The organism is Frankiales bacterium (assembly GCA_016125335.1).
Classification (GTDB): Bacteria; Actinomycetota; Actinomycetes; order S36-B12; family CAIYMF01; genus Longivirga.
Genome location: WGLY01000004.1, coordinates 20,193 through 42,442, shown reverse-complemented (window position 1 = coordinate 42,442; position 22,250 = coordinate 20,193). Strand labels below are relative to the sequence as shown.

The 22,250-nt window shown below is 75.0% G+C and carries 19 protein-coding genes; 10 read left to right on the top strand and 9 right to left on the bottom strand.

Translation table 11 applies throughout. The features are described from left to right. The 6 genes from GC157_02965 (at nt 1) to dxs (ending at nt 7,504) form a co-directional block, all read left to right on the top strand. Nucleotides 1-372 carry a hypothetical protein gene (locus tag GC157_02965; protein MBI1376431.1) on the top strand — a complete coding sequence of 124 codons (372 nt, stop codon included), beginning with the start codon at nt 1-3 and terminating at the stop codon, nt 370-372. Nucleotides 373-798: 426 nt separating this feature from the next. Next, a complete protein-coding gene (locus tag GC157_02960) occupies nt 799-1,932 on the top strand; it encodes a substrate-binding domain-containing protein (GenBank protein ID MBI1376430.1) in 1,134 nt (377 codons plus the stop codon). A gap of 230 nt (nt 1,933-2,162) precedes the next feature. Continuing rightward, nucleotides 2,163-2,960, top strand: coding sequence for an ATP-binding cassette domain-containing protein (locus GC157_02955; GenBank protein MBI1376429.1), 798 nt, complete (start codon nt 2,163-2,165; stop codon nt 2,958-2,960). Continuing rightward, nucleotides 2,957-4,219: an ABC transporter permease gene (locus tag GC157_02950; protein ID MBI1376428.1), complete on the top strand. Its 1,263-nt coding sequence runs from the start codon at nt 2,957-2,959 to the stop codon at nt 4,217-4,219. Before GC157_02955 ends, GC157_02950 begins: the two co-directional genes overlap by 4 nt. Before the next feature lie 22 nt (nt 4,220-4,241). Next, a complete protein-coding gene (locus GC157_02945) occupies nt 4,242-5,459 on the top strand; it encodes an ROK family protein (protein ID MBI1376427.1) in 1,218 nt (405 codons plus the stop codon). A 110-nt stretch (nt 5,460-5,569) separates the two neighbouring features. Then, nucleotides 5,570-7,504: a 1-deoxy-D-xylulose-5-phosphate synthase gene (dxs, locus tag GC157_02940; GenBank protein ID MBI1376426.1), complete on the top strand. Its 1,935-nt coding sequence runs from the start codon at nt 5,570-5,572 to the stop codon at nt 7,502-7,504. 28 nt (nt 7,505-7,532) lie between these two features. Here the strand turns inward: dxs and GC157_02935 are convergent, their stop codons facing one another. The 9 genes from GC157_02935 to GC157_02895 form a co-directional block, all read right to left on the bottom strand. Further along, nucleotides 7,533-8,423, bottom strand: a complete 891-nt coding sequence (locus tag GC157_02935; protein MBI1376425.1) for a hypothetical protein — start codon at nt 8,421-8,423, stop codon at nt 7,533-7,535. A gap of 151 nt (nt 8,424-8,574) precedes the next feature. After that, nucleotides 8,575-10,683: a 3-hydroxyacyl-CoA dehydrogenase gene (locus GC157_02930; GenBank protein ID MBI1376424.1), complete on the bottom strand. Its 2,109-nt coding sequence runs from the start codon at nt 10,681-10,683 to the stop codon at nt 8,575-8,577. Then, entirely contained in the window at nt 10,680-11,873 is a 1,194-nt protein-coding gene (locus tag GC157_02925; protein MBI1376423.1) for an acetyl-CoA C-acyltransferase, read from the bottom strand. Before GC157_02925 ends, GC157_02930 begins: the two co-directional genes overlap by 4 nt. A gap of 188 nt (nt 11,874-12,061) precedes the next feature. After that, nucleotides 12,062-12,727, bottom strand: a complete 666-nt coding sequence (locus GC157_02920; protein ID MBI1376422.1) for a hypothetical protein — start codon at nt 12,725-12,727, stop codon at nt 12,062-12,064. A gap of 137 nt (nt 12,728-12,864) precedes the next feature. Continuing rightward, a complete protein-coding gene (locus GC157_02915; protein ID MBI1376421.1) occupies nt 12,865-13,581 on the bottom strand; it encodes a DNA alkylation repair protein in 717 nt (238 codons plus the stop codon). Nucleotides 13,582-13,597: 16 nt separating this feature from the next. Next, nucleotides 13,598-14,440: an iron transporter gene (locus tag GC157_02910; protein MBI1376420.1), complete on the bottom strand. Its 843-nt coding sequence runs from the start codon at nt 14,438-14,440 to the stop codon at nt 13,598-13,600. A 30-nt stretch (nt 14,441-14,470) separates the two neighbouring features. After that, complete coding sequence (locus GC157_02905) at nt 14,471-16,084, bottom strand: ribonuclease D (protein MBI1376419.1); 1,614 nt, start codon at nt 16,082-16,084, stop codon at nt 14,471-14,473. A gap of 121 nt (nt 16,085-16,205) precedes the next feature. Then, nucleotides 16,206-16,973: a DNA-binding response regulator gene (locus GC157_02900; protein ID MBI1376418.1), complete on the bottom strand. Its 768-nt coding sequence runs from the start codon at nt 16,971-16,973 to the stop codon at nt 16,206-16,208. Between the two features lie 124 nt (nt 16,974-17,097). After that, nucleotides 17,098-17,787 carry a DUF3000 family protein gene (locus tag GC157_02895; GenBank protein MBI1376417.1) on the bottom strand — a complete coding sequence of 230 codons (690 nt, stop codon included), beginning with the start codon at nt 17,785-17,787 and terminating at the stop codon, nt 17,098-17,100. 6 nt (nt 17,788-17,793) lie between these two features. Here GC157_02895 and hemE point away from each other — a divergent pair, with 6 nt between their 5' ends. The 4 genes from hemE to GC157_02875 all read left to right on the top strand — a co-directional run bounded on the left by hemE (nt 17,794) and on the right by GC157_02875 (nt 22,249). Then, nucleotides 17,794-18,891 (top strand): uroporphyrinogen decarboxylase, encoded by a 1,098-nt coding sequence (gene hemE / locus GC157_02890; protein ID MBI1376416.1) that lies wholly within the window; start codon nt 17,794-17,796, stop codon nt 18,889-18,891. Between the two features lie 100 nt (nt 18,892-18,991). Then, nucleotides 18,992-20,416: a protoporphyrinogen oxidase gene (hemG, locus tag GC157_02885; GenBank protein ID MBI1376415.1), complete on the top strand. Its 1,425-nt coding sequence runs from the start codon at nt 18,992-18,994 to the stop codon at nt 20,414-20,416. Beyond that, nucleotides 20,409-21,146, top strand: coding sequence for a hypothetical protein (locus tag GC157_02880; GenBank protein ID MBI1376414.1), 738 nt, complete (start codon nt 20,409-20,411; stop codon nt 21,144-21,146). The genes hemG and GC157_02880 overlap by 8 nt, the downstream gene beginning before the upstream one ends. A 140-nt stretch (nt 21,147-21,286) precedes the next feature. Continuing rightward, nucleotides 21,287-22,249 (top strand): phosphotransferase, encoded by a 963-nt coding sequence (locus tag GC157_02875; GenBank protein ID MBI1376413.1) that lies wholly within the window; start codon nt 21,287-21,289, stop codon nt 22,247-22,249. Nucleotide 22,250 lies beyond the last annotated feature (1 nt).

The window sequence follows — 22,250 nt, the reverse complement described above, 5'->3', positions numbered from 1 at the left end:
GTGAGCACCGAGCAGGCCCCTCCCGGATGGCCGCGCGCAGTACTGCCGCCGGCCGCCCCGGGGTGGGAGGACACCGCGGTCGCCTGGCTGCTCGACCAGTGCCCTGCCGACTACCGCGGCCACGAGGTGCTGCGCCGGCATCCCGTGGTGCTCGCCCGCTTCGCCGCCCACCACGTGGAGGCGTCCCTGGCCGGCGCGCGTGCGGCGTACGCCGGCGCCCGCCGCGAGCTGCGCGAGCGGGTCGAGGTGGACGTGCTCGACGCCGCGCTGCGGGCGCTCGAGGCCGAGGGGGCCCGGCTGGCACGGGCGGCCCGGGAGGTCGCGCTCGTGGAGGACGCGCTGCTGGGCACCCGCTGGCGGCCGCGACTCTGATCCCGTGAGCGGTTCCGCCCGTCCCGGTCCGCTCGCCGTCGCGATGCGCCCGGGCGTGCGCCGGGCCCTCGTCAGGCCGTGCGAGCCACCGAGCGCGCCCCGCTCCGGGCGACGGGGGAGACCGCGGGCGTACCGGTCGTCCCGCCCCGCGGACCATCCGGCGTGTACGCGTTTACACCGAGTGGGGCTCGGATCCCCTTGGGACGCACACGAATCCGGACATAGCCGCCCGAGGTGTCGGGCGCGTGACGAAATTGTTACCGGACACAACGAATTCGTTGCCGGGAACAGTGGCCTGGGCCACACCGCGGCCAATATGTTCGGGCTGGCAACATTCCCGGCGGGTCACCGATCCCCGGGCGCTCCCTCCCGGGTGGCTCACCCGGGGCCTTCAGGCACGGCGGACCCGTGCGAGAGAGGACGAGAATGAGCAAGCGTTCCCTGGCCGTGGCGGGAGCCGTGGCCCTGTCCCTGCTGCTGGCCGCGTGCGGCAGCAGCACCGCGACCGACACCAGCAGCTCGCCGGCGAGCTCGGACACCGCTGCCGCGTCGAGCCCGGCCGCCTCGGGCGGCACCGTCGGCGTCATCCTCCCCGACACGGCCTCCTCGGCGCGTTGGGAGACGGCTGACCGTCCGCTCCTCATGGACGCGTTCAACGCGGCCGGTGTGACGGCGGACATCCAGAACGCGAACGGTGACAAGACCAAGTTCGCGACGCTCTGCGACCAGTTCATCAGCAACGGCGTCTCGGTCCTCATGATCGTGAACCTGGACAGCGACACCGGCAAGGCCTGCGAGACCAAGGCCGCCGCGCAGGGCATCAAGACGATCGACTACGACCGCCTCACCCTCGGCGGCGGCGCCTCGTACTACGTGTCCTTCGACAACGTCGCGGTCGGCACCGCGCAGGGCGAGGGCCTCGTGAAGTGCATGCAGGACAACGGCGACAAGACCGGCGGCGTCGTGCTCCTCAACGGCTCGCCGACCGACAACAACGCCACGCTGTTCAAGCAGGGCTACGAGAAGGCGATCAAGGACGCCGGCTACACGATCGTGGCCGACCAGTCCGTGCCCGACTGGGACAACACCAAGGCCGGCACGATCTTCGAGCAGATCTACGCCCAGCAGGCCGGCAAGTTCGTCGGCGTCGACGCCGCCAACGACGGCCTCGGCGGTGCGGTCATCGCCGTCCTGAAGAAGAACGGCCTCGCCGGCAAGATCCCGGTGACCGGTCAGGACGCGACCGACGAGGGCCTGCAGCGCGTGCTGCTCGGCACCCAGTGCATGACGGTCTACAAGGCCATCAAGAAGGAGGCCGACGCGGCCTCCGCGCTGGCGATCGCGCTCATCCAGGGCGACCAGGCCAAGGCCGACTCCCTGGCGACCGGCAAGACCGCCGACAGCACCACCGGCAAGGACGTCCCGTCCGTGCTGCTCACCCCGCAGGGCATCACCGCTGCGACCGTGAAGGACGTCGTGGCCGACGGCTTCACCACCGCCGCGAAGCTCTGCACCACCGCCGAGCTCAAGGCCGCCTGCACGAAGTACGGCGTGTCCTGACCCAGCAGCACGTGGGGGTGGGCATCGACTCGATGTCCACCCCCACGTGTGCCACCCGCTCCCGGTGGCGCAGCAACCGCACGATCGAGCCGCCGCGCCGACTCGCGATATGCGTGGATTGACGCGCGCGGCCACCCCGGACCCTCTCCCAGGGGCAGACTCTGCCTGGGACAACCTCCCGCGGGCGCGACCCCACGGTCGTGCCGCTCCCGACGTCGAGCGAGGGACGCATGACAGAACCTGACAGCGGTCAGCCCCTGCTGACCCTCAGCAAGGTGAACAAGAGCTTCGGCGCGGTGCACGTGCTCCGCGACGTCGACCTCACGGTCAGCCTGGGACGCGTGACCGCACTCGTCGGCGACAACGGCGCCGGCAAGAGCACGCTGATCAAGGGCCTGGCCGGGATCCACTCGTTCGACAGCGGCACGTACACGTTCGAGGGCAACGTCGTGCACGTGTCGGACCCCAAGCACGCCAACGCCCTCGGGATCGAGGTCGTGTACCAGGACCTCGCGCTGTGCGACAACCTCGACGTCGTGCACAACATGTTCCTGGGACGCGAGCTGTCGCGGGGCGTCGTGCTCAACGAGGCCGAGATGGAGCAGCGCGCGTCTTCGACGCTCGCCGGCCTCTCGGTACGCACGCTCAAGTCGGTGCGCCAGACCGTCGCCAGCCTCTCGGGAGGGCAGCGGCAGACGGTGGCCATCGCCCGCGCGGTGCTGTGGAACTCCAAGCTCGTCATCCTCGACGAGCCGACCGCCGCACTCGGCGTGGCGCAGACCGAGCAGGTGCTCAAGCTCGTGCGCCGCCTCGCCGACAACGGCCTCGCCGTCATCCTCATCTCGCACAACATGAACGACGTGTTCGAGGTGGCCGACGACATCGCCTGCCTGTACCTCGGCCAGATGGCCGCGCAGGTGCACGCCAAGGACGTGAGCCACGGCCAGGTGGTCGAGCTCATCACCGCGGGCCGCAGCGGGGACATCGGTCTCCCGCGCGATCCCTCCACCTCGGGAGCCGTCGCATGAGCGCCACCATGTCCGCCCCGGAGAAGGTGCAGCCGGCGGACTCCGCCGGGGGCCTCGGTGCCGCCACGCGCGACTACATCGCCCGCATCCGCGGGGGAGACCTCGGCGCACTGCCCGCGGTCCTCGCGCTGATCACGCTCGTCGTCATCTTCACGGCGCTGAAGGGCGACATCTTCTTCAGCACCTTCAACTTCGCCAACCTCATCACGCAGAGCGCGACCTACATCGTGCTGGCGATGGGCCTGGTGTTCGTGCTGCTGCTCGGCGAGATCGACCTGTCCGCGGGCTACGCCGCAGGCACGGCCGGCGCAGTGCTGGGCGTCACGCTCACCCTGCACGGCTGGCCGGTCTGGGCCTCGCTCACGGCCACGCTGCTCACCGGCGTCATCATCGGCCTGTTCATCGGACTGCTGGTGGCCCGGCTGGGGATCCCGTCGTTCGTCGTGACGCTGGCGATGTTCCTGGCGCTGCAGGGCGCGATGCTCATCATCATCGGCGAGGGCGGCACGATCGGGGTCCAGGACCCCTTCATCCTCGCGATCATGAACGGCAACATGTCGCCGCTCGCCGGCTGGATCCTCTTCGCGATCGTGGTGCTGGGCTACGTGTTCTCGACCTACCGCGCGATGTCGCGTCGCCGGGCGGCCGGGCTCGAGGTCCAGTCAATGACGGTCTGGATGGTCAAGGTCGTCTCCCTGGTGGTGCTCTGGGGCGGGGCGACCTACCTGCTCAACCAGGAGCGCTCGCGCAACCCGCAGCTGACGTCCATCAAGGGCATCCCGTGGGTCGTCATCGTGATCTTGGTCCTGCTCGTGGGGCTGTCGTTCCTGCTGCAGCGCACCGGCTTCGGCCGTCACGTGTACGCCGTCGGCGGCAACGCCGAGGCGGCCCGCCGAGCCGGCATCAGCGTGGCGAACGTGAAGGTCGTCTGCTTCGTGTTCTGTTCCACGCTCGCCGCCGTCGCCGGCATCCTGTTCGCGTCCAAGGACAACTCGATCTCGCCGTCCACGGGTGGGTCGACCACCCTGCTCTACGCGGTGGGTGCGGCCGTCATCGGCGGCACGTCGCTGTTCGGCGGCCGCGGCAAGGTCCGCGACGCGATCCTCGGTGGTCTCGTGGTGGCGGTGATCGGCAACGGCCTCCCGCTGATCACCGACAAGTCCGGCATCCAGTTCATCGTCACCGGCCTGGTCCTCCTGGTCGCGGCGAGCGTCGACGCGCTCTCGCGCCGGCGCTCCCTGGCCAGCGGCCGAGCCTGACGCGGGGCGTGGAGGTCGACCCGTGTCGCTCGCAGGCGCCACCCAGGACGAGGTGCGCCGCCACAACCTGGCGGCACTCGTCCGGTTCCTGCACGACCACGGGTCGACCTCCCGCTCCGAGCTGGTCAGCCACACCGGCCTGAACCGCAGCACCGTCGGCGGCCTCATCGCCGACCTCGTCGCCGTCGACCTGGTCCGCGAGACCGAGCCGGTGGGCCGCGGGGTCGGGCGGCCGTCGTACGGCGTCGAGCCGGTGCAGGACCGCGCGTACGTCCTGGCCATCGACCTGCGGGTCGACCGCACGATCGCGGCGATCGTGGGGTTCGGCGGGGTGGTGCTCCACCGGCGCGAGCAGCGCTACCGCAAGGGCCAGCAGCGCGAGGAGAAGATCCTCGCCCAGCTGGTGGAGACCTGCGAGGAGCTGCTCGAGCTCGCGCCCAAGGGGGCCGTGCAGGTGGGCGTGGGCGTCGGGGTGCCCGGCCTGGTGCGCCAGCCGGACGGCCTGGTGCGCTTCGCCCCCAACCTCGGCTGGGTCGACGTCCCGCTGGGCGCGCACCTCGCGTCCGCGCTGAGCGTGTCGACCCCGGTCGTCGTGGGCAACGACTCCGACCTCGGTGCGATCGCCGAGCGGCTGCGCGGCAGCGCGATGGGCGCGGCCAACGTGATCTACCTGTCCGGGCAGGTCGGCGTCGGCGGCGGGATCACCGTGGACGGCAAGCTGCTGACCGGTGCGGAGGGCTACGCCGGCGAGGTCGGCCACATGCGGGTCAACCCCCACGGCCGGGCCTGCCGCTGCGGCGCGATCGGCTGCTGGGAGACCGAGATCGGTGAGCCGGCCGTCCGGCTGGCCACCGGCGCGGACGAGTCCACGAGCGTGAGCGAGATCGTCGGCTCGGCCCTGGCCGGCGACGAGCAGGCGATCCGCGGCCTCGAGCACGTCGGCGGCTGGCTCGCGGTGGGCGTGGTCAACCTCGTGAACATCTTCAACCCCGACGTCGTGGTGCTCGGCGGCACGCTCCGCGAGATCCTGCCGCTGGTGCGCGAGAGCGTGGAGGGGGCGCTCTCGGGGTCGCTCACCGCGGCCCCGAGCGAGCACGTCGTGCTCGTGCCGCCCGCCCTGGGCGACGACTCCACCCTGCTGGGGGCCGCCGAGGTGGCGTTCGCCCCGCTGCTCGACGACCCGCTCGGCGTGGTCAGCGCCCCCCGGCGCCGCTCGAGCCGCAGCCGCGCCGGCGTCTGAGGCGGCCGGCCCCGTCGTCCGGTCCGCGATGCGGTCGGTCCGGTGTGAGGACGGACACCGCGCCCCGCGCAGCGCGTGCGCAGCCCGCCCGCGTCCCTAGACTGGACGGCATGTCCGTGCTCCGAGGGATCCGGTCGCCGCGCGACCTGAAGGCGCTGCCGCCCGACGCGCTGCCTGCGCTCGCGGAGGAGATCCGCGCCGAGCTGGTCGAGAAGGTGACGCGCACCGGGGGCCACCTCGGGCCCAACCTCGGCGTCGTCGAGTTGACGATCGCGCTGCACCGCGTGTTCACCACGCCGCAGGACGTCCTGGTCTTCGACACCGGCCACCAGGCCTACGTGCACAAGATGCTCACCGGCCGCCTCGAGGGCTTCGACGCCCTCAAGCAGGAGGGCGGCCTGTCCGGCTACCCGAGCCGCGAGGAGTCCGAGCACGACGTCGTCGAGAACTCCCACGCCTCCACGGCGCTGTCGTGGGCGGACGGCATCGCCAAGGGTCTCGAGCGCACCGGCGAGCTCGGCGAGCGCCACGTGGTCGGGGTCATCGGCGACGGAGCCCTCACCGGCGGCATGGCCTGGGAGGCCATCAACAACATCGCCGCCTCCCAGCGGCCCGTCGTCCTGGTGGTCAACGACAACGGCCGCTCCTACTCGCCCACGATCGGCGGTCTGGCCACCCACCTCGCCACGCTGCGCACCGCCTCGAGCTACGAGCGCGTGCTCGACTGGGGCAAGCGCGCCCTCGGCCGCACCCCGGTCGTGGGGGAGCCCGTCTACGAGGCGCTGCACGGCGTCAAGAAGGGCCTCAAGGACGTCCTCGCGCCCCAGGGCATGTTCGAGGATCTCGGGCTCAAGTACATCGGCCCGGTCGACGGCCACGACTGCCTCGCGCTCGAGCACGCGCTCACCCGCGCCCGGCACTTCCCGGGGCCGGTCATCGTGCACGTCATCACCGAGAAGGGCCGCGGCTACGAGCCCGCCCTGCGCGACGACGCCGAGCGCTTCCACGCCGTCGGCGTGATCGACGCCGAGACCGGCCTGCCGCTGCGCAGCGGCGGCCCCTCGTGGACCTCGGTCTTCAGCGACGAGCTCGTCCGCCTCGGGCACCGGCGGCGCGACGTCGTGGCCGTCACGGCCGCGATGATGGGGCCCACCGGCCTCGACGCGTTCTGCGAGCAGTTCCCGGACCGCACCTACGACGTCGGCATCGCCGAGCAGCACGCGGCGACCAGCGCCGCCGGCATGGCCTACGCCGGGCTGCACCCGGTGGTGGCCGTCTACGCGACCTTCATCAACCGCGCCTTCGACCAGGTGCTCATGGACTGCGCCCTGCACCGCGCGGGCGTCACCTTCGTGCTCGACCGCGCCGGGGTCACGGGCGACGACGGCCCGAGCCACAACGGCATGTGGGACATGTCGATCCTCCAGGTGGTGCCCGGCCTGCGCATCGCCGCCCCGCGCGACGGCGCCACGCTGCGCGAGGAGCTCGGCGAGGCACTGGCCGTGTCCGACGCCCCCACCGTGCTGCGCTTCCCCAAGGGGGCCGTGGCCGCGGACATCCCGGCGATCGAGCGCATCGGCACGGTCGACGTGCTGCGCCGCGACCAGGACGCCACCGTGCTCGTGGTGGCGGTCGGCGCCTTCGCCGGCCTCGGGCTCGAGGTGGCCGACCGGCTCGAGCAGCAGGGCATCGCCGTCACGGTGGTCGACCCGCGCTGGGTGAGCCCGGTGCCGCCCGCGCTGGTCGAGCTGGCCCGCGAGCACCGGCTCGTGGTCAGCGTGGAGGACAACGTGCGCCAGGGCGGGATCGGCAGCTCGATCGCCGCCGCGCTGCGCGACGCGGACGTCGACGTCGCCTTCCGCGACTTCGGCATCGAGCGCGCGTTCCTGGCCCACGGCTCGCGCAGCAGCGTGCTGGCCCGCCTGGGGCTCACCGCGCAGGACGTCTCGCGCGCCGTGGTCGAGACCGTCGCGCGGCTCGACAACGCCGCCGCGACCCCGGCCGCCGACCTCGCCGACGCGCCCGCGACCGACGACGCCGGCTGACCGGCCGGGCCTCTGAGGGGCCCTGCGCTCAGGCCAGGCGCTCCACCGGGGTGCCGAGCTCCACCGGGGCGGGGTCGGCCAGCGACTGGGCGACGATGTCGCCGCCCGGCCGCACGAGGGTCACCTCGTCGGCGGTGACGAGCACGGGCCGCGGGAACCCCTGCTCCTGCGGGTCGGTGAGGGCCGCGGCCGCGGGCACGAACGCCGGGTCGAGCCGGCCCAGGTCGAGCCAGCCGCGGCGCCGGGTGGGGATCGCCGCCGAGCGCATCCCCTCGCCGCCCAGCAGCATCCGCCGGAACCGCGCCGAGGCCAGCAGGGTGGGCACGTCGGCGTCGCCGAGCGGGCGCAGCACCGCCGAGGTGTCGCGCACGAACCGCTCGGCCGCGAGCCCGGCCATGTCCTCCAGGTAGCGCTCGGCCCGCTCGAGCGCCGCCGCGGGGTCGAGGCCCGCCGCGGTGAGCAGGGAGACGGGCAGCACGCCGCACGCGTCCGGGTCGCGCCGGGCGTCGTCGTCGACACCGCGCAGCGCCAGGCCGAGCTCGAGCGCCCCGCCGAGCACCGGCCGCACGGTCCAGGCCGGACCGGGATGCAGGGCGTGCCCCACGGGCAGGCCGAGCGGACGCACCCGCGCGAGCAGGTGGTCAGCGCCGGACTCCGGGGAGTCGGCGACCGCCACGGCCTCGGCGACGGCGCGGCGCAGCCGCAGCCAGCGGCGCACCCGGCGCTGCACCTCGTCGCCCGGGGTGTCCGATCCGCCCGCGGCGAGCACCAGCTCGCCCCAGCCGACGGCCAGCGTGGACCCGGCCGCGCCGAGGCTCACCCCGGCGTCGCTGAGCTCGACGTCGGCGAGGTCGGCGTCGAGCAGGGAGACGGCGAGGACCGCGCGACGCAGTGCGGTCGACACGCGGTCCTCGGCCATGCTCCGACCGTACGCGGCCGGCCGCGCCGCCTCGACGCCCCGCAGGGTGACACGGGTGCACGCACCGTGGCGGCGGGTGGACTCACGGTCACGCGACCCCCATCCGGGGGGACGCGATCGCGGGCAGCGCCGTGGCGGCGTCCGGTCGGCCTCAGCCGATCGAGGCCACCCACGGGTCGAGGAACCGGCGGCCGGTGACCCGCTCGCTGGTGCCCGTGCGGTCGAGGTACGGCGTGATGCCGCCGAGGTGGAACGGCCAGCCGGCACCGAGCAGCAGGCAGAGGTCGATGTCGCGCGGGTCGGCGACGACGCCCTCGTCGAGCATGAGCCGGACCTCCTGCGCGAGCGCGTCGAGCGCCCGCTGCCGGACCTGCTCCGCGGTGGAGGGGGTCGTGCCGGTCTCGAGCAGCGCGGCGACGTCGTCGGCCATGCGGGGCACCGGACCGTCCCAGGCCAGCAGGGTTCCCACACCGGCCTCGACGATGCGGCGCTGGTTCTCCGAGACGCCGAACCGGTCGGGGAAGGCCTGGTGCAGCGTCTCGGCGGTGTGGAAGGCCACCGCCGGCCCGACCAGCTGGAGCAGGACGAACGGCGACATCGGCAGCCCGAGCGGCTCGAGCGCGGCGTTGACGACGTCGAACGGGGTGCCCTCGTCGTACGCGGCGGTGACCTCGCCGAGGAAGCGGGTCAGCAGCCGGTTGACGACGAACGCCGGCGCGTCGGCGACGAGCACGCACGACTTCTTCAGCGACTTGCCGAGCGCGAACGCCGTGGCGAGCGACGGGTCGTCGGTGCGCTCGGCGCGGGCGATCTCGAGCAGCGGCATGAGCGCCACGGGGTTGAAGAAGTGGAAGCCCACCACCCGCTCCGGGTGCGCCAGCCCCTCGGCCATGGCCGACACCGACAGCGACGAGGTGTTGGTGAGCAGCACGCACGTGTCGGACACGACCTGCTCGACCTCGGCGAAGACCTGCTGCTTCACCTTGAGGTCCTCGAAGACCGCCTCGATGACGACGTCGGCGTCGGCGAACACGTCCTTGGACGTCGCACCGGTGACCAGCGCCTTGAGCCGGTTGGCCTTGTCCGGGCTGATGCGGCCCTTGGCCAGGCGGGTGTCGATCTCGCCGTGCACCCAGGCGACGCCCTTGTCGACGCGCGCCTGGTCGAGGTCGGTCATCACGACCGGCACCTCGAGGCGCTGCACGAACAGCAGCGCGAGCTGGCTGGCCATGAGCCCGGCGCCGACGACGCCGACCTTGGTGACCGGGCGCGCGAGGCCCTTGTCCGGCACGCCCACGGGCCGCTTGGCGCGGCGCTGCACGAGGTCGAAGGAGTAGAGGCTGGCGCGCATCTCGTCGCCCATCACGAGCGTGGCGAGCGCCTCGTCCTCGGCGGCGAAGCCCTCGTCGCGGGTGCGGGTGCGCGCCGAAGCGATGAGGTCGAGCGCGGCGTACGGCGCGGGCGCCGCGCCGTGCAGCTTGGCGTCGACCGCGGCCCGTCCGGCGGCGACGGCGTCGTCCCACGCCTGGCCGAGGTCGACCTCGGGCCGGGTCACCGTCTCGGCGCCGGTGAGCACGCGCGACACCCAGCGCAGCCCCTCGACGAGGAAGTCGGCCGGCTCGAAGGCGACGTCGAAGATCCCGAGGGCGAGCGCCTCGTCGGGCCGCAGCATCCGGTTCTGGTTGAGCGGGTTCTCGACGACGACCTTCACGGCGGACCTGGCGCCGACGAGGCGGGGGAGCAGGTAGGCCCCGCCCCAGCCCGGCACGATGCCGAGCGAGACCTCGGGCAGGGCGATCATGCCGGCACCGGTCGACACGGCACGGTAGGTGCAGTGCAGCGCGACCTCGAGCCCACCGCCGATGGCGGCGCCGTTGACGAGTGCGAACGACGGCACCGGCAGCTCGCCGAGCCGCCGGAACACCTGGTGGCCCAGGCGTCCGAGCGCGCGCGCCTGCTCGATGTCGCGGATGGCCGGCATGCCGGTGACGTCGGCCCCGACCGCGAACACGAACGGCTTGCCGGTGACGACGAGCGCGGCGATCTCGCCGGCCGCGGCGTCGGCCTCGACCCGGTCGAGCGCCTCGGACATCGACGTGAGGCCGCCGATGCCGAACGAGTTGGGCTTGGTGTGGTCGTGGCCGTTGTCGAGCGTGAGCACGGCGGCCCGGCCACCGCCGCCCGGCAGGTCGACGACGCGCACGAGGGACCGGGTGACGATCTCCTCCGGCAGCGCCGCTGCGGTGGTCACGGTGCTCATGCGTCCTCGCCCTCGTGGTGCGGGTTCTCCCAGATGACGGTGCCGCCCATGCCCAGGCCGATGCACATCGTCGTGAGCCCGTAGCGCACCTCGGGGTGGGCCTCGAACGACCGCGCGAGGTTGGCCATGAGCCGGATGCCCGACGACGCCAAGGGATGGCCGACGGCGATCGCGCCGCCGAACGGGTTGACCCGAGGGTCGTCGTCGGCGAGGCCGAAGTGGTCGAGGAAGGCCAGCACCTGCACGGCGAAGGCCTCGTTGACCTCGAACAGCCCGATGTCCTCGATCGACAGCCCGGCGCGGGCCAGGGCCTTCTCGGTGGAGGGCACCGGGCCGATGCCCATGACCTCGGGGGCGACCCCGGCGAAGGCGAAGGACACCAGGCGCGCCTTGCGGGCCAGGCCCAGCTCGGCCGCGACGTCCTCGGCGACGAGCAGCGCGGCGGTCGCGCCGTCGTTGAGCCCGGCGGAGTTGCCCGCCGTCACCCGCCCGTGGGCGCGGAACGGCGTGCGCAGGGCCGCGAGCCCCTCGAGCGTGGTCTCCGGGCGGGGCGGCTCGTCGACGGTGGCCACGCCCCAGCCGCTCTCGGCGCTGCGGACCGCCACGGGCACGAGGTCCTGCTGGATGACGCCGTCGGCGTAGGCCTTGGCGGTGCGCTCCTGGCTGCGCAGGGCGAACTCGTCGGCGCGCGCCCGGGTGAGGTGCGGGAAGCGGTCGTGCAGGTTCTCGGCGGTGCGCCCCATGACGAGGGCCTCGGTGTCGACCAGCCGCTCGGAGACGAAGCGCGGGTTGGGGTCGACGCCCTCGCCCATGGGGTGGCGGCCCATGTGCTCGACGCCGCCCGCGACGACGACGTCGTAGGCGCCGACGCCGATGCCGCTCGCGAGGTTGGTGACGGCGGTCATCGCGCCGGCGCACATCCGGTCGACCGACTGGCCGGGCACCGAGCGGGGGAAGCCGGCGAGGATCCCCGCGGTGCGGCCCAGGGTGAGCCCCTGGTCACCGATCTGCGTGGTCGCGGCCACCGCGACGTCGTCGATGCGCTCGGCCGGCAGCGCGGGGTTGCGGCGCAGCAGCTCGCGGAAGGCGGCCACCACGAGGTCGTCGGCGCGGGTCTCGGCGTACATGCCGTTCGCGCCGGCCTTGCCGAACGGCGTGCGGACGGCGTCGACCAGCACGACGTCGCGCACGGCACGGGATGCAGTCACGGGAACTCCCAGCAGGAGGCGGACCGACGGGTGTTACCGGTCGGTAATGACCGATGCTACCCGCCGGTAACCGGGCCCGCGACGCCGGGTCGGGGGCCGGCGTGGCGCCCCGCCTGCCCGCCGGCGCCGGTCGGGCGCCGCCGGGCAGGCCCAGGGGAGAGCCGGGCGGGTCAGGACCCGCCGGAGGCCACGACCGGGCCGCCCCCGCCGCCCTGCACGGACGGGGCGGGCGGCTGCCAGGGCTGCACCTGGCTGGAGGACGAGCTCGAGCTCGAGCTCGAGGAGGTGCCCGACCCGGTCCAGTCCGGGCCGAGGATGAGCACGACGTAGCCGTTGGTGTCGGCGGTGGCGACGGGGCCCACGCCGGTCGCGTCGGCCAGCGTGCGGGCGCCGGCGATGTCGTGGGCCGACACCGCGATCAGCGTGCGCGCCACGCGCGGGGCGTTGCCGATCCCGACGACGGTGAAGCCCTGCTGGGTGAGCCGCTGGGCCTCGGCCGCCGCGGCCCCCTGGATGCCGCTGCCGTTGAGCACCTGCACCTGCACGGCTGCGCGGCTCGCGCGGGAGGAGCCGCTCGAGCTCGTCGAGGAGCCGTTCGAGGAGGTGCCGGACGAGGCGGTGCCGGAGCCGGTCGTGGTGCGCGCCTGGACCGGCTGCGCGGTGGTGGACCGCGTGGTGGTCGTGCTCGCGGCGGCGGTGGTGCTGGCCGTCACCCCGAGGCCGGCGGCGAGCCCGACGGCGCCCACGGTGCCCACGACGGCCGTGCCGGCGGTGAGCCGGGAGACCCGGCCGAGCAGGGCGTCGCGGTGGTTCGGCGTCCACGGGCGGTGCTGCACGAGGCCTCCTGGCGGTCGGGCGCGGGGGTGCGCCGTCGTGGGTCCGATGCTGTCGGGTGGGCCTGAGGTCGCCCTATGGCACGGATGGGAACCGGCTGAGAGACCGGGTGCGGGCGCGTGCAGGGGCTGGGTGGCCGTCAGGAGGGCGCCGCGGCCAGGTGTCGGCCGGCCTCGCGGCGCGAGAGCGGGCTGAGCGCCTGGCCCTGCTCGGCCAGGTAGGCGCGCACCCAGTCCGGGTCGCGGTGGGCGAGGTCGCGCAGCGCCCAGCCGATCGCCTTGCGCACGAAGAACTCCCCGCCGTACGCCGATCCCGGCAGGTTCGCGGCGATCACCTCGCGGAGCAGGTCGCGGTCGGTGCCGGCACCCGAGCCCAGCTGGCCCAGGATCGCGGCCCGGCGCAGCCACAGGTCGTCGGCCACCGACCAGCGGCGCAGGACCGGCGCGAGGGCGTCGGGGTCCGCGCGGTGCAGCGGGGCCACGTGGTGGGAGGCGACGTCGTCGACGAGGTCCCACCAGGCCCCGGTGACCGCGAGGTGCTCGAGCAGCGGCACCAGGCCGGAGTCGTGCCACCCCCGCGCCGGGCGCGCGGACAGGAGGGCGAGGGCGGCGTAGCGCTCCTCGCGTGCGGCCGCGTCGTCCCACAGCGCGCGGACGGAGTCCTCCCACGTGGCGCGGTCCCGCGGCGGGTGGGCCGCCCACACCGGGCGCAGCGCCGCGGTGAACGCCGGCCGGGGCACGCCCAGGAACGGCATCGTGGACTTCATGTAGTCCTGCATGGCCGGGGCGCGCTGCGGGTCGGCCGCGGCGCGCAGGGCCGCGCGCACGGCGTCGAGCAGGCGGGCGTCCGGGGCCACCGGGTGCTCGGGCGGCTCAGGCGCGGGAGGGCTCGGGCTGCTCGGCGACCTCGGCCGGCACCGGGTGGTGCGGCCGGAAGTAGAACGCGAGCGTGACCACGAGGTAGACCGCCCACACGGTGAGCTGGAGCCAGGTGGTGACCGGGTCGAAGTGGAAGAAGCCGCCGAGCAGCGTGCCCACGGGGCCGTTCTCGTCGATGGTGCCGCTCACGTCGAAGGCGATGTTCTCGCCGCCGGGCAGCCAGCCGGCCTCCTGCAGGTCGCGGACGCCGTAGGCGAGCACGCCGGCGGCGACCACCACGAGCAGGGCCCCGGTCCAGGTGAAGAAGGTGGCCAGGTTGAGCCGCACGGCGCCGCGGTAGACGGCCCAGCCGATGCCGACCGCCGTGAGGATGCCCAGCAGCGCCCCGAGGAGGGCCGAGGCCGCGGCGGTGGAGCCCACCGTGGCCGCCCACAGGAACAGCGCGGTCTCCAGGCCCTCGCGGAGCACCGCGACGAGCGCGACCATGCCGAGCGCGATCCCGCCGCCGGCCAGCGCGCGGTCGAGGCGGCCGTGCAGCTCGCCGCGCAGCTCGCGCGCGGTGCGCCGCATCCAGAAGACCATCCAGGTGACCAGCGCGACGGCCACGACGGACAGCGTGCCCGCGAAGGCGTGCTCGGCCTCCTCGGTCAGCGTGTGCGAGGTGAGCGTGAGCGCCCCGGCGAAGGCCAGCGAGAGCCCGACGGCCACTCCGGTGCCGGCCCAGACCATCCCCAGGCGCTGGCGGTGGCCCGCCTTGACGACGTAGGCCACGAGGATGCCGACGACGAGGGCCGCCTCAAGGCCCTCACGCAGACCGATCAGATAGTTCGCGAGCATCGGCGTTCCTGTCCTCCATGTAGGTAAGGCTCACCTAAGCATGTCGGGGTCGCCCGTCTCAAGTCGAGCGGTGTCCGGCTGTCGGGACCGCCGTCGGCGACGCCGGGTGCGTCCCTCGGCGGGCTCCGCGGGCGCCGCGCCGGGCTCCACGAGGGGCGCCGCGCTGGGCGCCGAGCCGGACGCCGCGCCCGACGATGACCGCGGCTCCGCAACCGGCCGCCGGCGTCGCGGGCCCGCGACCGTGCCCGCAGCGGTGCCGGCCTGCCCGGACGCCGCGGGAGCCGAGCGCGGTGCCGGCTCGTCGGACGACGCGGGAGCGGGGTGCCGGGCCGCGTCGGCCGCGGCGTCGGCGGCGGCGTCGGCCGCCGTGCGGTGCAGCGCGGGCACGAGCAGCGGCGCGACCTGAGCGACCTGCCAGGGGCGCGCCCCGCCGCCGGTGAGGGCGGCGGCCACGGCGTCCTCGGTGAGGGCGGCGGGCGGCTCCCACGCGAGCCGGCGCACGAGGTCGGGGGTCACGAGGTTCTCGGCCGGCATCCGGAGCCGGTCGGCCGCCTGCCCCACCGCGGTGCGGGCGGCGGCGAGGCGGGCGGCGGCGTCGGGGTCCTTGTCCGCCCACGACCGCGGCGGGGGCGGGCCGTCGGCCGGCAGGGAGGTGACCGGCAGGTCCGCGTCGTCGAGGGCGAGGGCGTCGTCGAGCGCGGCCTGCCACTCGCGCAGGTGGCGCCGGGCGCCGCGGCCGCCGAAGGCCGGCACCGCGGAGAGCCCGTCCGGGCCCAGGGAGGGGGCGGCAGTCGCCGCGGCGACGATCGCGGAGTCCGGCAGCACCCGGCTCGGCGAGGTGTCCCGGCGCCGGGCGATCTCGTCGCGGCGCAGCCACAGCGAGCGGATCACGGCGAGCTGGCGCGGCCGGCGCACCTTGTGCATGCCCGAGGTCCGGCGCCAGGGGTCGACCCGGGGCGCGGGCGCCGGGGCGTCGCGCACGGCGTCGAACTCCTCGTGCGCCCAGGCCAGCTTGCCCGCCTCACGCAGCTCTGCCTCGAGCGCGTCGCGCAGCTCGACGAGCAGCTCGACGTCGAGCGCCGCGTAGCGCAGCCAGGGCTCCGGCAGCGGGCGGGTGGACCAGTCGGCCGCGGAGTGCTCCTTGGCCAGGGAGTAGCCGAGCACCTCCTCGAGCAGGGCGGACAGGCCCACCTTGGGGTGGCCCAGCAGCCGGCCGGCGAGCTCGGTGTCGAACAGGCGCGCGGGCGCTAGCCCCACCTCGCGCAGGCAGGGGAGGTCCTGCGACGCCGCGTGCAGCACCCATTCGGTGCCCTCGAGCGCCTCGGCCAGGGCGGCGAGGTCCGGCACCGCGATGGGGTCCACGAGGTGCGTGCCCGAACCGGCCCGGCGCAGCTGCACGAGGTAGGCGCGCTGGCCGTAGCGGTAGCCGCTGGCCCGCTCGGCGTCCACCGCCACGGGACCCGTGCCCGCGGCGAGGGCGGCCGCGGCCGCCTCGAGCGCCTCGGCCGTCTCGATCACGGGCGGGACGCCCTCGCGCGGGGCGAGCAGCGGGACGGCGGCCGGGCGCTCGGGTGCGGCCGGCGCCGGGTCGCCGGAGGTGTCGGCGCCAGCGGCGGCCGGGGGAGAGGACGCGTCGCCCGGCATCGGCACGGGCGCGGCGTCGGTCACCCGTTCAGGATAGGGACCGCACGGTGCGCAGCCCCGCAGGGCGCTGCCCCGGCCCTGTCGGCAGGGGTGCGGGCGAGGTGGTGGTGAGGCGGAGGAGTCAGCGCACGAGGCCGGAGCGCATGGCGTGGGCGACCATCTCGGCGCGGTCGCCGGTGCCGACCTTCCGTGCGATGCGGGCCAGGTGGCTCTTGACCGTGAGCGCCGAGAGGCCGAGCGCGTCGCCGATCTCCTTGTTGGACCGGCCCTCCGACACGAGCTGGAGCACCTCCACCTCGCGGCCGGACAGCTCGTCGGGCGAACCGCCGCGGGGGCGGCTGCGCAGCAGGGCCGAGCCGGACGCCGGCACCGGCAGGTCGTCGGGGGTCACGATGTAGCAGCGCACGTGCGCGTTGAGCGCGGCACGGACGGCGTAGGGGTCGTCGCGCACCGTGAGCAGGACGACGCGGCGCCAGCCCACCTTCGCCAGCTCGGCCAGCAGGGGCAGCGCGGCCCCGTCCGGGAGTCCGCCCTCGATCACCACGAGGTCGCGGGGACCGTCGTACAAGGCACGCACGCGGGCCTCGGCGCCGCTGGCCGCCTCGACGACGTCGCGGGCGCCGAGCAGGCGCAGGCGACCCACGAGAGCGGCCCTGCGCGAGGGCGACGCGGCCACGACGAGCGCCGTGAACCGAGCCCTCGGCAGCGGGACGACCGCCGACGGGCGCTCGACAAGTGCCACCACGGCATTCCTCCTGCGTCCCACGTGCCGGACCTCGGGTCCTGTCCGGGCTTCCGTGTGCGTATCGGCCGGATCGCGCGTGGTCTTGACCTGACCGTCCGCGCCAGTTGGCGGTGCGCTCGCCCGGCGGTGGCCCGGTGGGGCCATCCGGGCTGGTCATCGCGGGCGGTGCGGCACGGGGCGGCGGTGCCGCGTCGTCGGGCCGATCGGGCGGGTCCGGGGTGTGCCCCGCCGCGCGGTGGCGCAGGGCCGCCGCGCGAGGCGGTAGGAGTCAGCGCCGGCGCGGGCGGGGCAGCGCCGCCACGCCGGCCGGCAGCGGCGGGAGCCCGGCCACCTGGGCCAGGACGTCGCCCCACGCGGCCAGGTGCGCGCCGATGTCGTCGGTGCTCGGGGTCCACGAGGCGCGGATCTCGACGTCGCCGGATGGCCCGCGGTCGGCGATCCCGCCGAAGGACTCCGACGCCGTGCGGGTCACCGTGCCGGACTCGGCGTGGAAGGCGGCGTCGCGGGACTCGAGGGCCTCGAGCAGCCACGACCAGCCCACCTGGGTGAGCAGGGGGTCCTGGGCGATCTCGAGCTCGACCGCACCCTTGACGAACGAGACGATCCGGAAGTCGCCCTCCCAGGGCTCCTGGCCCACGGGGTCGTGCAGCAGCACGAAGCGGCCGGTGGCGGCCTCCTCGTCGTCCACCACGACCTCCGCCTGGAGGGCGAGGGCGTACGGCGAGAGCCGCAGCGGGGCGGGGGTCTCCTCGACGACGATCTCCGGCCTGAGCGTGACCGCCCGGATGCCCGCGAGGGCGTCCGCGAACGCCCTCGGCACCGCGCCCGCGCCGGTGTCGGCGCCCGGGTCGCGTCGACGACTGGTCACCCGCCGAGAGTAGGTCGCGAGAGGCGCCGGAGCCGGCAGGGCGCGCCCGGGGGCGGGCGATTCGACGGCCGCGGGGCCGGGTGCGAGCATCCTCGTGTGACGAGCAGCCCGGCCCCCACGACCACGCCCGCGGCCCTGCCGGCGGGCCACCCGCTGGTGGACGGCCGCACGGTCGACGCGCCGCTGGTGCGCGCCGCCCGCCGCCAGGACGTGCCGCACACGCCCGTGTGGTTCATGCGGCAGGCGGGTCGCTCGCTGCCGGAGTACCGCGCCCTGCGGGCCGGCGTCCCGATGCTCGAGTCGTGCTTCACGACCGACCTCGTCGTGGAGATCACGCTCCAGCCCGTGCGGCGCCACGGCGTGGACGCGGCGATCTTCTTCAGCGACATCGTCGTCCCGCTCAAGGCCATCGGGGTCGACCTCGACATCGTCGCCGGCGTGGGCCCGGTGGTGGCCGAGCCGTTCCGCACCCGCGCGGACCTCGACCGGCTGCGGGCGCTCGAGCCCGACGACGTCGCTCCCGTGCTGGCCGCCGTCGCGGCCCTGGCCGGCGAGCTGGGGTCCACCCCGCTCATCGGGTTCGCCGGGGCGCCCTTCACCCTGGCGTCCTACCTGGTCGAGGGCGGCCCGAGCCGCGACCACGCCCGCACCAAGGCGCTCATGTACGGCGAGCCGCAGCTGTGGCACGCCCTGCTGGAGCGGCTCTCGGCGATCGCGGGCGAGTTCCTGCGCCAGCAGGTGCTCGCGGGCGCCAGCGCCGTGCAGCTGTTCGACTCCTGGGTGGGCGCCCTGCCCGCGCGCGACTACCGCGAGTACGTGCTGCCGCACTCCCGCCGTGCGCTCGAGGCCGTGGGCGCCCTGGGCGCGCCGCGGTTCCACTTCGGCGTGGGCACCGGCGAGCTGCTGGCCGACATGCGCGACGCCGGCACCGAGGTGGTCGGCGTCGACTTCCGCGTGCCCCTCGACGAGGCGGCCCGACGGGTGGGCCCGGACCACGCCCTGCAGGGCAACCTCGACCCCGCGGCGCTGTTCGCCGGCCCGGAGGCGGTGGAGGCGCGCGTGCGCCGCACGCTCGCGGACGCCGAGGGCCTGTCCGGGCACGTGTTCAACCTCGGGCACGGCGTGCTGCCCGAGACCGACCCCGACGTGCTGACGCGGGTGGTCGAGCTCGTGCACGAGCTGACCGCCCGGTGAGGGGGCGGGCGGGCCGGGGGCACCGGCACGCGACCGCGGCGGGCGGTGGCAGGGTGGTGCCGTGAGCGACGCCGACCGCACCCGCCGCCCGCACGTCGTGGTGGTGGGCGCCGGCATCTCCGGCCTGGCCGCCGCGTGGCGCCTCGGCCGGCTGCGCCACGACGTCGAGATCACCGTGCTCGAGGCCGCCGACCGCGTGGGCGGCAAGCTGCTGGTGTCCTCGCTCGACGGCGTCGACGTCGACGAGGGCGCCGAGTCGATGCTCGCCACCCGCCCCGAGGCCGTGGCCCTGGCCCGCGAGGTGGGCCTCGGTGCCGACCTCGTGCACCCGGCCGTGGCCGCGCCCAGCCTGGTGGTCGGGGGCGACCTGCTCGCGCTGCCGCCCGGCCTCGTGATGGGCGTCCCGACCGACCTCGCCCGCCTGGCGCGCAGCGGCGTGCTCTCCTCCGCCGCCCTCGCGCGGCTCCCGCTCGACCACGTGCTGCCGCAGACGCCCACCGGCGAGGACATCTCGCTCGGCGAGTTCGTCGGCCGCCGCCTCGGTCCGGAGGTGGTGGACCGCCTGGTCTCGCCGCTGCTGCTCGGCGTCTACGCCGACCGTGCCGTCAACGTCTCCATGCGCGCCGCCGTCCCGCGGCTGTTCGACGCCGTCCAGCACGAGCGCTCGCTGCTGGCCGCGGCCCGGTCGGTGCGCGGCCCGGTGCGCGAGGACGCCGAGCCGCGGCCGGTGTTCGCGGGGATCCGCGGCGGCGTCGGGCGGCTGCCGGTCGCCCTCGCCGAACGGCTGCGCGAGGCCGGCGTGCGGATCGAGACCGGCGCCACCGTGCGCCACCTGCGCCGCGCCGAGCGCGGCTGGGAGCTCGTCGTGGGGGCCACCGTCGCGGAGCGCGTCGTCACCGCCGACGCCGTGGTGCTCGCCGTGCCGGCACCCGCGGCGCACAAGCTGGTGCGCGGCCTGTCCGTGCAGGCCGAGACCGAGCTCGGCGAGATCGAGACCACGTCCGTGGCCGTGGTGACCCTGCTCTACTCCGTCGACGACCTGCCCGGCGGCGACGTGCCGGAGGGCAGCGGCTACCTCGTGCCGCCGTCGGAGGGCCGCGTGGTGAAGGCGGCGACGTTCGCCTCGCACAAGTGGGGCTGGCTGGGCGAGGAGTGCGCCGAGCGGCGCGTGGTCGCCGTGCGCTGCTCGCTCGGGCACGCCGACGACGTCGAGGTGCTCCAGCGCGACGACGAGTCGCTCGCCCGGGTCGCCGCCGACGACCTCGGCTTCGTGCTCCGCCTCGGACGCGCGCGCCCGGTCGCGTGGCGGGTGAGCCGCTGGGGCGGCGGGCTGCCGCGCTACTCGGTCGGCCACGTCGACCGCGCGGCGCGCATCACGCTCGCGCTCGAGCACCTGCCCGGGCTCACCGCCGTCGGGGCGGCCTTCGACGGAGTGGGCATCCCGGCCTGCATCGCGCGGGCCGACCATGCCGCCACCCTGATTTCCCAGCGGCTGTCGTCGGACGGAGAATGGCGCCATGGCTGAGCCGACCCCCACCCCCGGCCCCACCGGAAAGCGTCCGCAGCAGGGCAAGGCCGCCCGCGACATCAACGACGCGATCCGCTACACCTCCTGGTCGGTCTTCCGCGCCGTGCGTCCGCTCGGCGAGGGCGACCGCAGCGCCGTCGCGCGCGAGGTCGACGAGCTGGTCGAGCAGCTCGCGGCGAAGGACGTCGTGGTGCGCGGCTGGTACGACGTCTCCGCCTTGCGGGCCGACGCCGACATCGTGCTGTGGATGCACGCGGCGAGCAGCGACGACCTCCAGGACGCCTACCACCGCGTCCGCCGTACGCGGCTCGGCGGCGTCCTCGAGCCGGTGTGGTCGCAGATGGCGCTGCACCGTCCCGCGGAGTTCAACAAGTCGCACGTCCCCGCCTTCCTCGCGGAGGAGGAGGCGCGCGCCTACGTGTGCATCTATCCCTTCGTGCGGTCCTACGAGTGGTACCTGCTGCCCGACGACGAGCGCCGCGAGCTGCTCGTGGAGCACGGGCAGATGGGCCGCGACTACCCCGACGTGCGCGCGAACACCGTCGCGGCGTTCGCGCTCGGCGACTACGAGTGGATCCTCGCGTTCGAGGCCGACGAGCTGTACCGCATCGTCGACCTCATGCGTCACCTGCGCGGCTCGCGCGCCCGGCTGCACGTGCGCGAGGAGGTCCCCTTCTACACGGGCCGCCGCCGTCCGGTCGCCGACCTCGTCGCCGACCTCCCCTGACCCGCCTCGTCGTTACTGCCCGAACGCGCGGAGTTCGCGCCGGTTTCCGGTCGTCCGGGCAGTAACGACGGAGCGGGGCGGATCGTACCGGCCCGGTAAACCGGGGCGGCGCAGAGCGTCAGCGGCGGCAGACTGCGGTCATGACCGGTCCGGTGGCCCCGCGGGCCGCGGGCGCACGGGTCGACCTCGACGCCGCGCCGCAGCAGCTGCTCGCCTGGCTCGAGTCGCGGCTCGGCGGGCGCGTGGTGTCCGCCGTGACGCAGACCGGCGGGATGTCGCCCGGCCCCGCCGCGCGGATCACCCTCGAGGACGGCGCCCGGTTCTTCGTGAAGGCCGTGGGCAGCTCGCTCAACCCCGTCACCCCGCGGCTGTTCCGCCGCGAGCGGGCCATCCTCGAGCAGCTGCCGCGGGTGGACTACCGCCCGGCCCTGGTGGCGGCGTACGACGACGGCGACTGGGTGGCGCTCGTACTCGACGACGTCGAGGGCACCCACCCCGACCTCGACGACCCCGACGTGCTGGCGGCCGCGCGCGAGACCGTGCGCCGGCAGACCCGCGAGCTGACGCCGGACCCGCTCGTGACCGACGGCCCGGACATGGTGCGCACCGCGAGCCGCTGGGCGCGGGCGATCCACGGGTCGTCCGACGACGAGCGCGCGGTGCTCCCGCCGTGGTGGCACGAGCGCTCCGCCGAGCTGCTCGAGCGGGTCGACCGGCTCGCCCACGAGGTGGCGACCGAGTCGCACTGCCACATGGACGTCCGCGACGACAACCTGCTGGCCCGGCCGGACGGCACCGTGGTGGTGCTCGACTGGGGGATGGCCCGGCCGGGGCCGTCGTGGCTGGACGAGGTGTTCCTCGACCTGCACGCCGTGCACCGTGCGGAGTTCGACGAGCGGGTCCGCGCGATCCCGTCGTACGGCGCCGCGCTCACCGCCGACGAGCGCGACCGCGCGGTGACCGACCTCGTGCTCACGCTGGGCACCCAGCTCGCCATCCTCGGCCAGGGCGACTCGCACGGCCTGCCGCACCTGTCGGCGTTCCGCCGTGCCGAGTCGCTGCGCCTGCTCACCGGTGCCGCGCGGCGCCTCGGTGTCGGGTGAC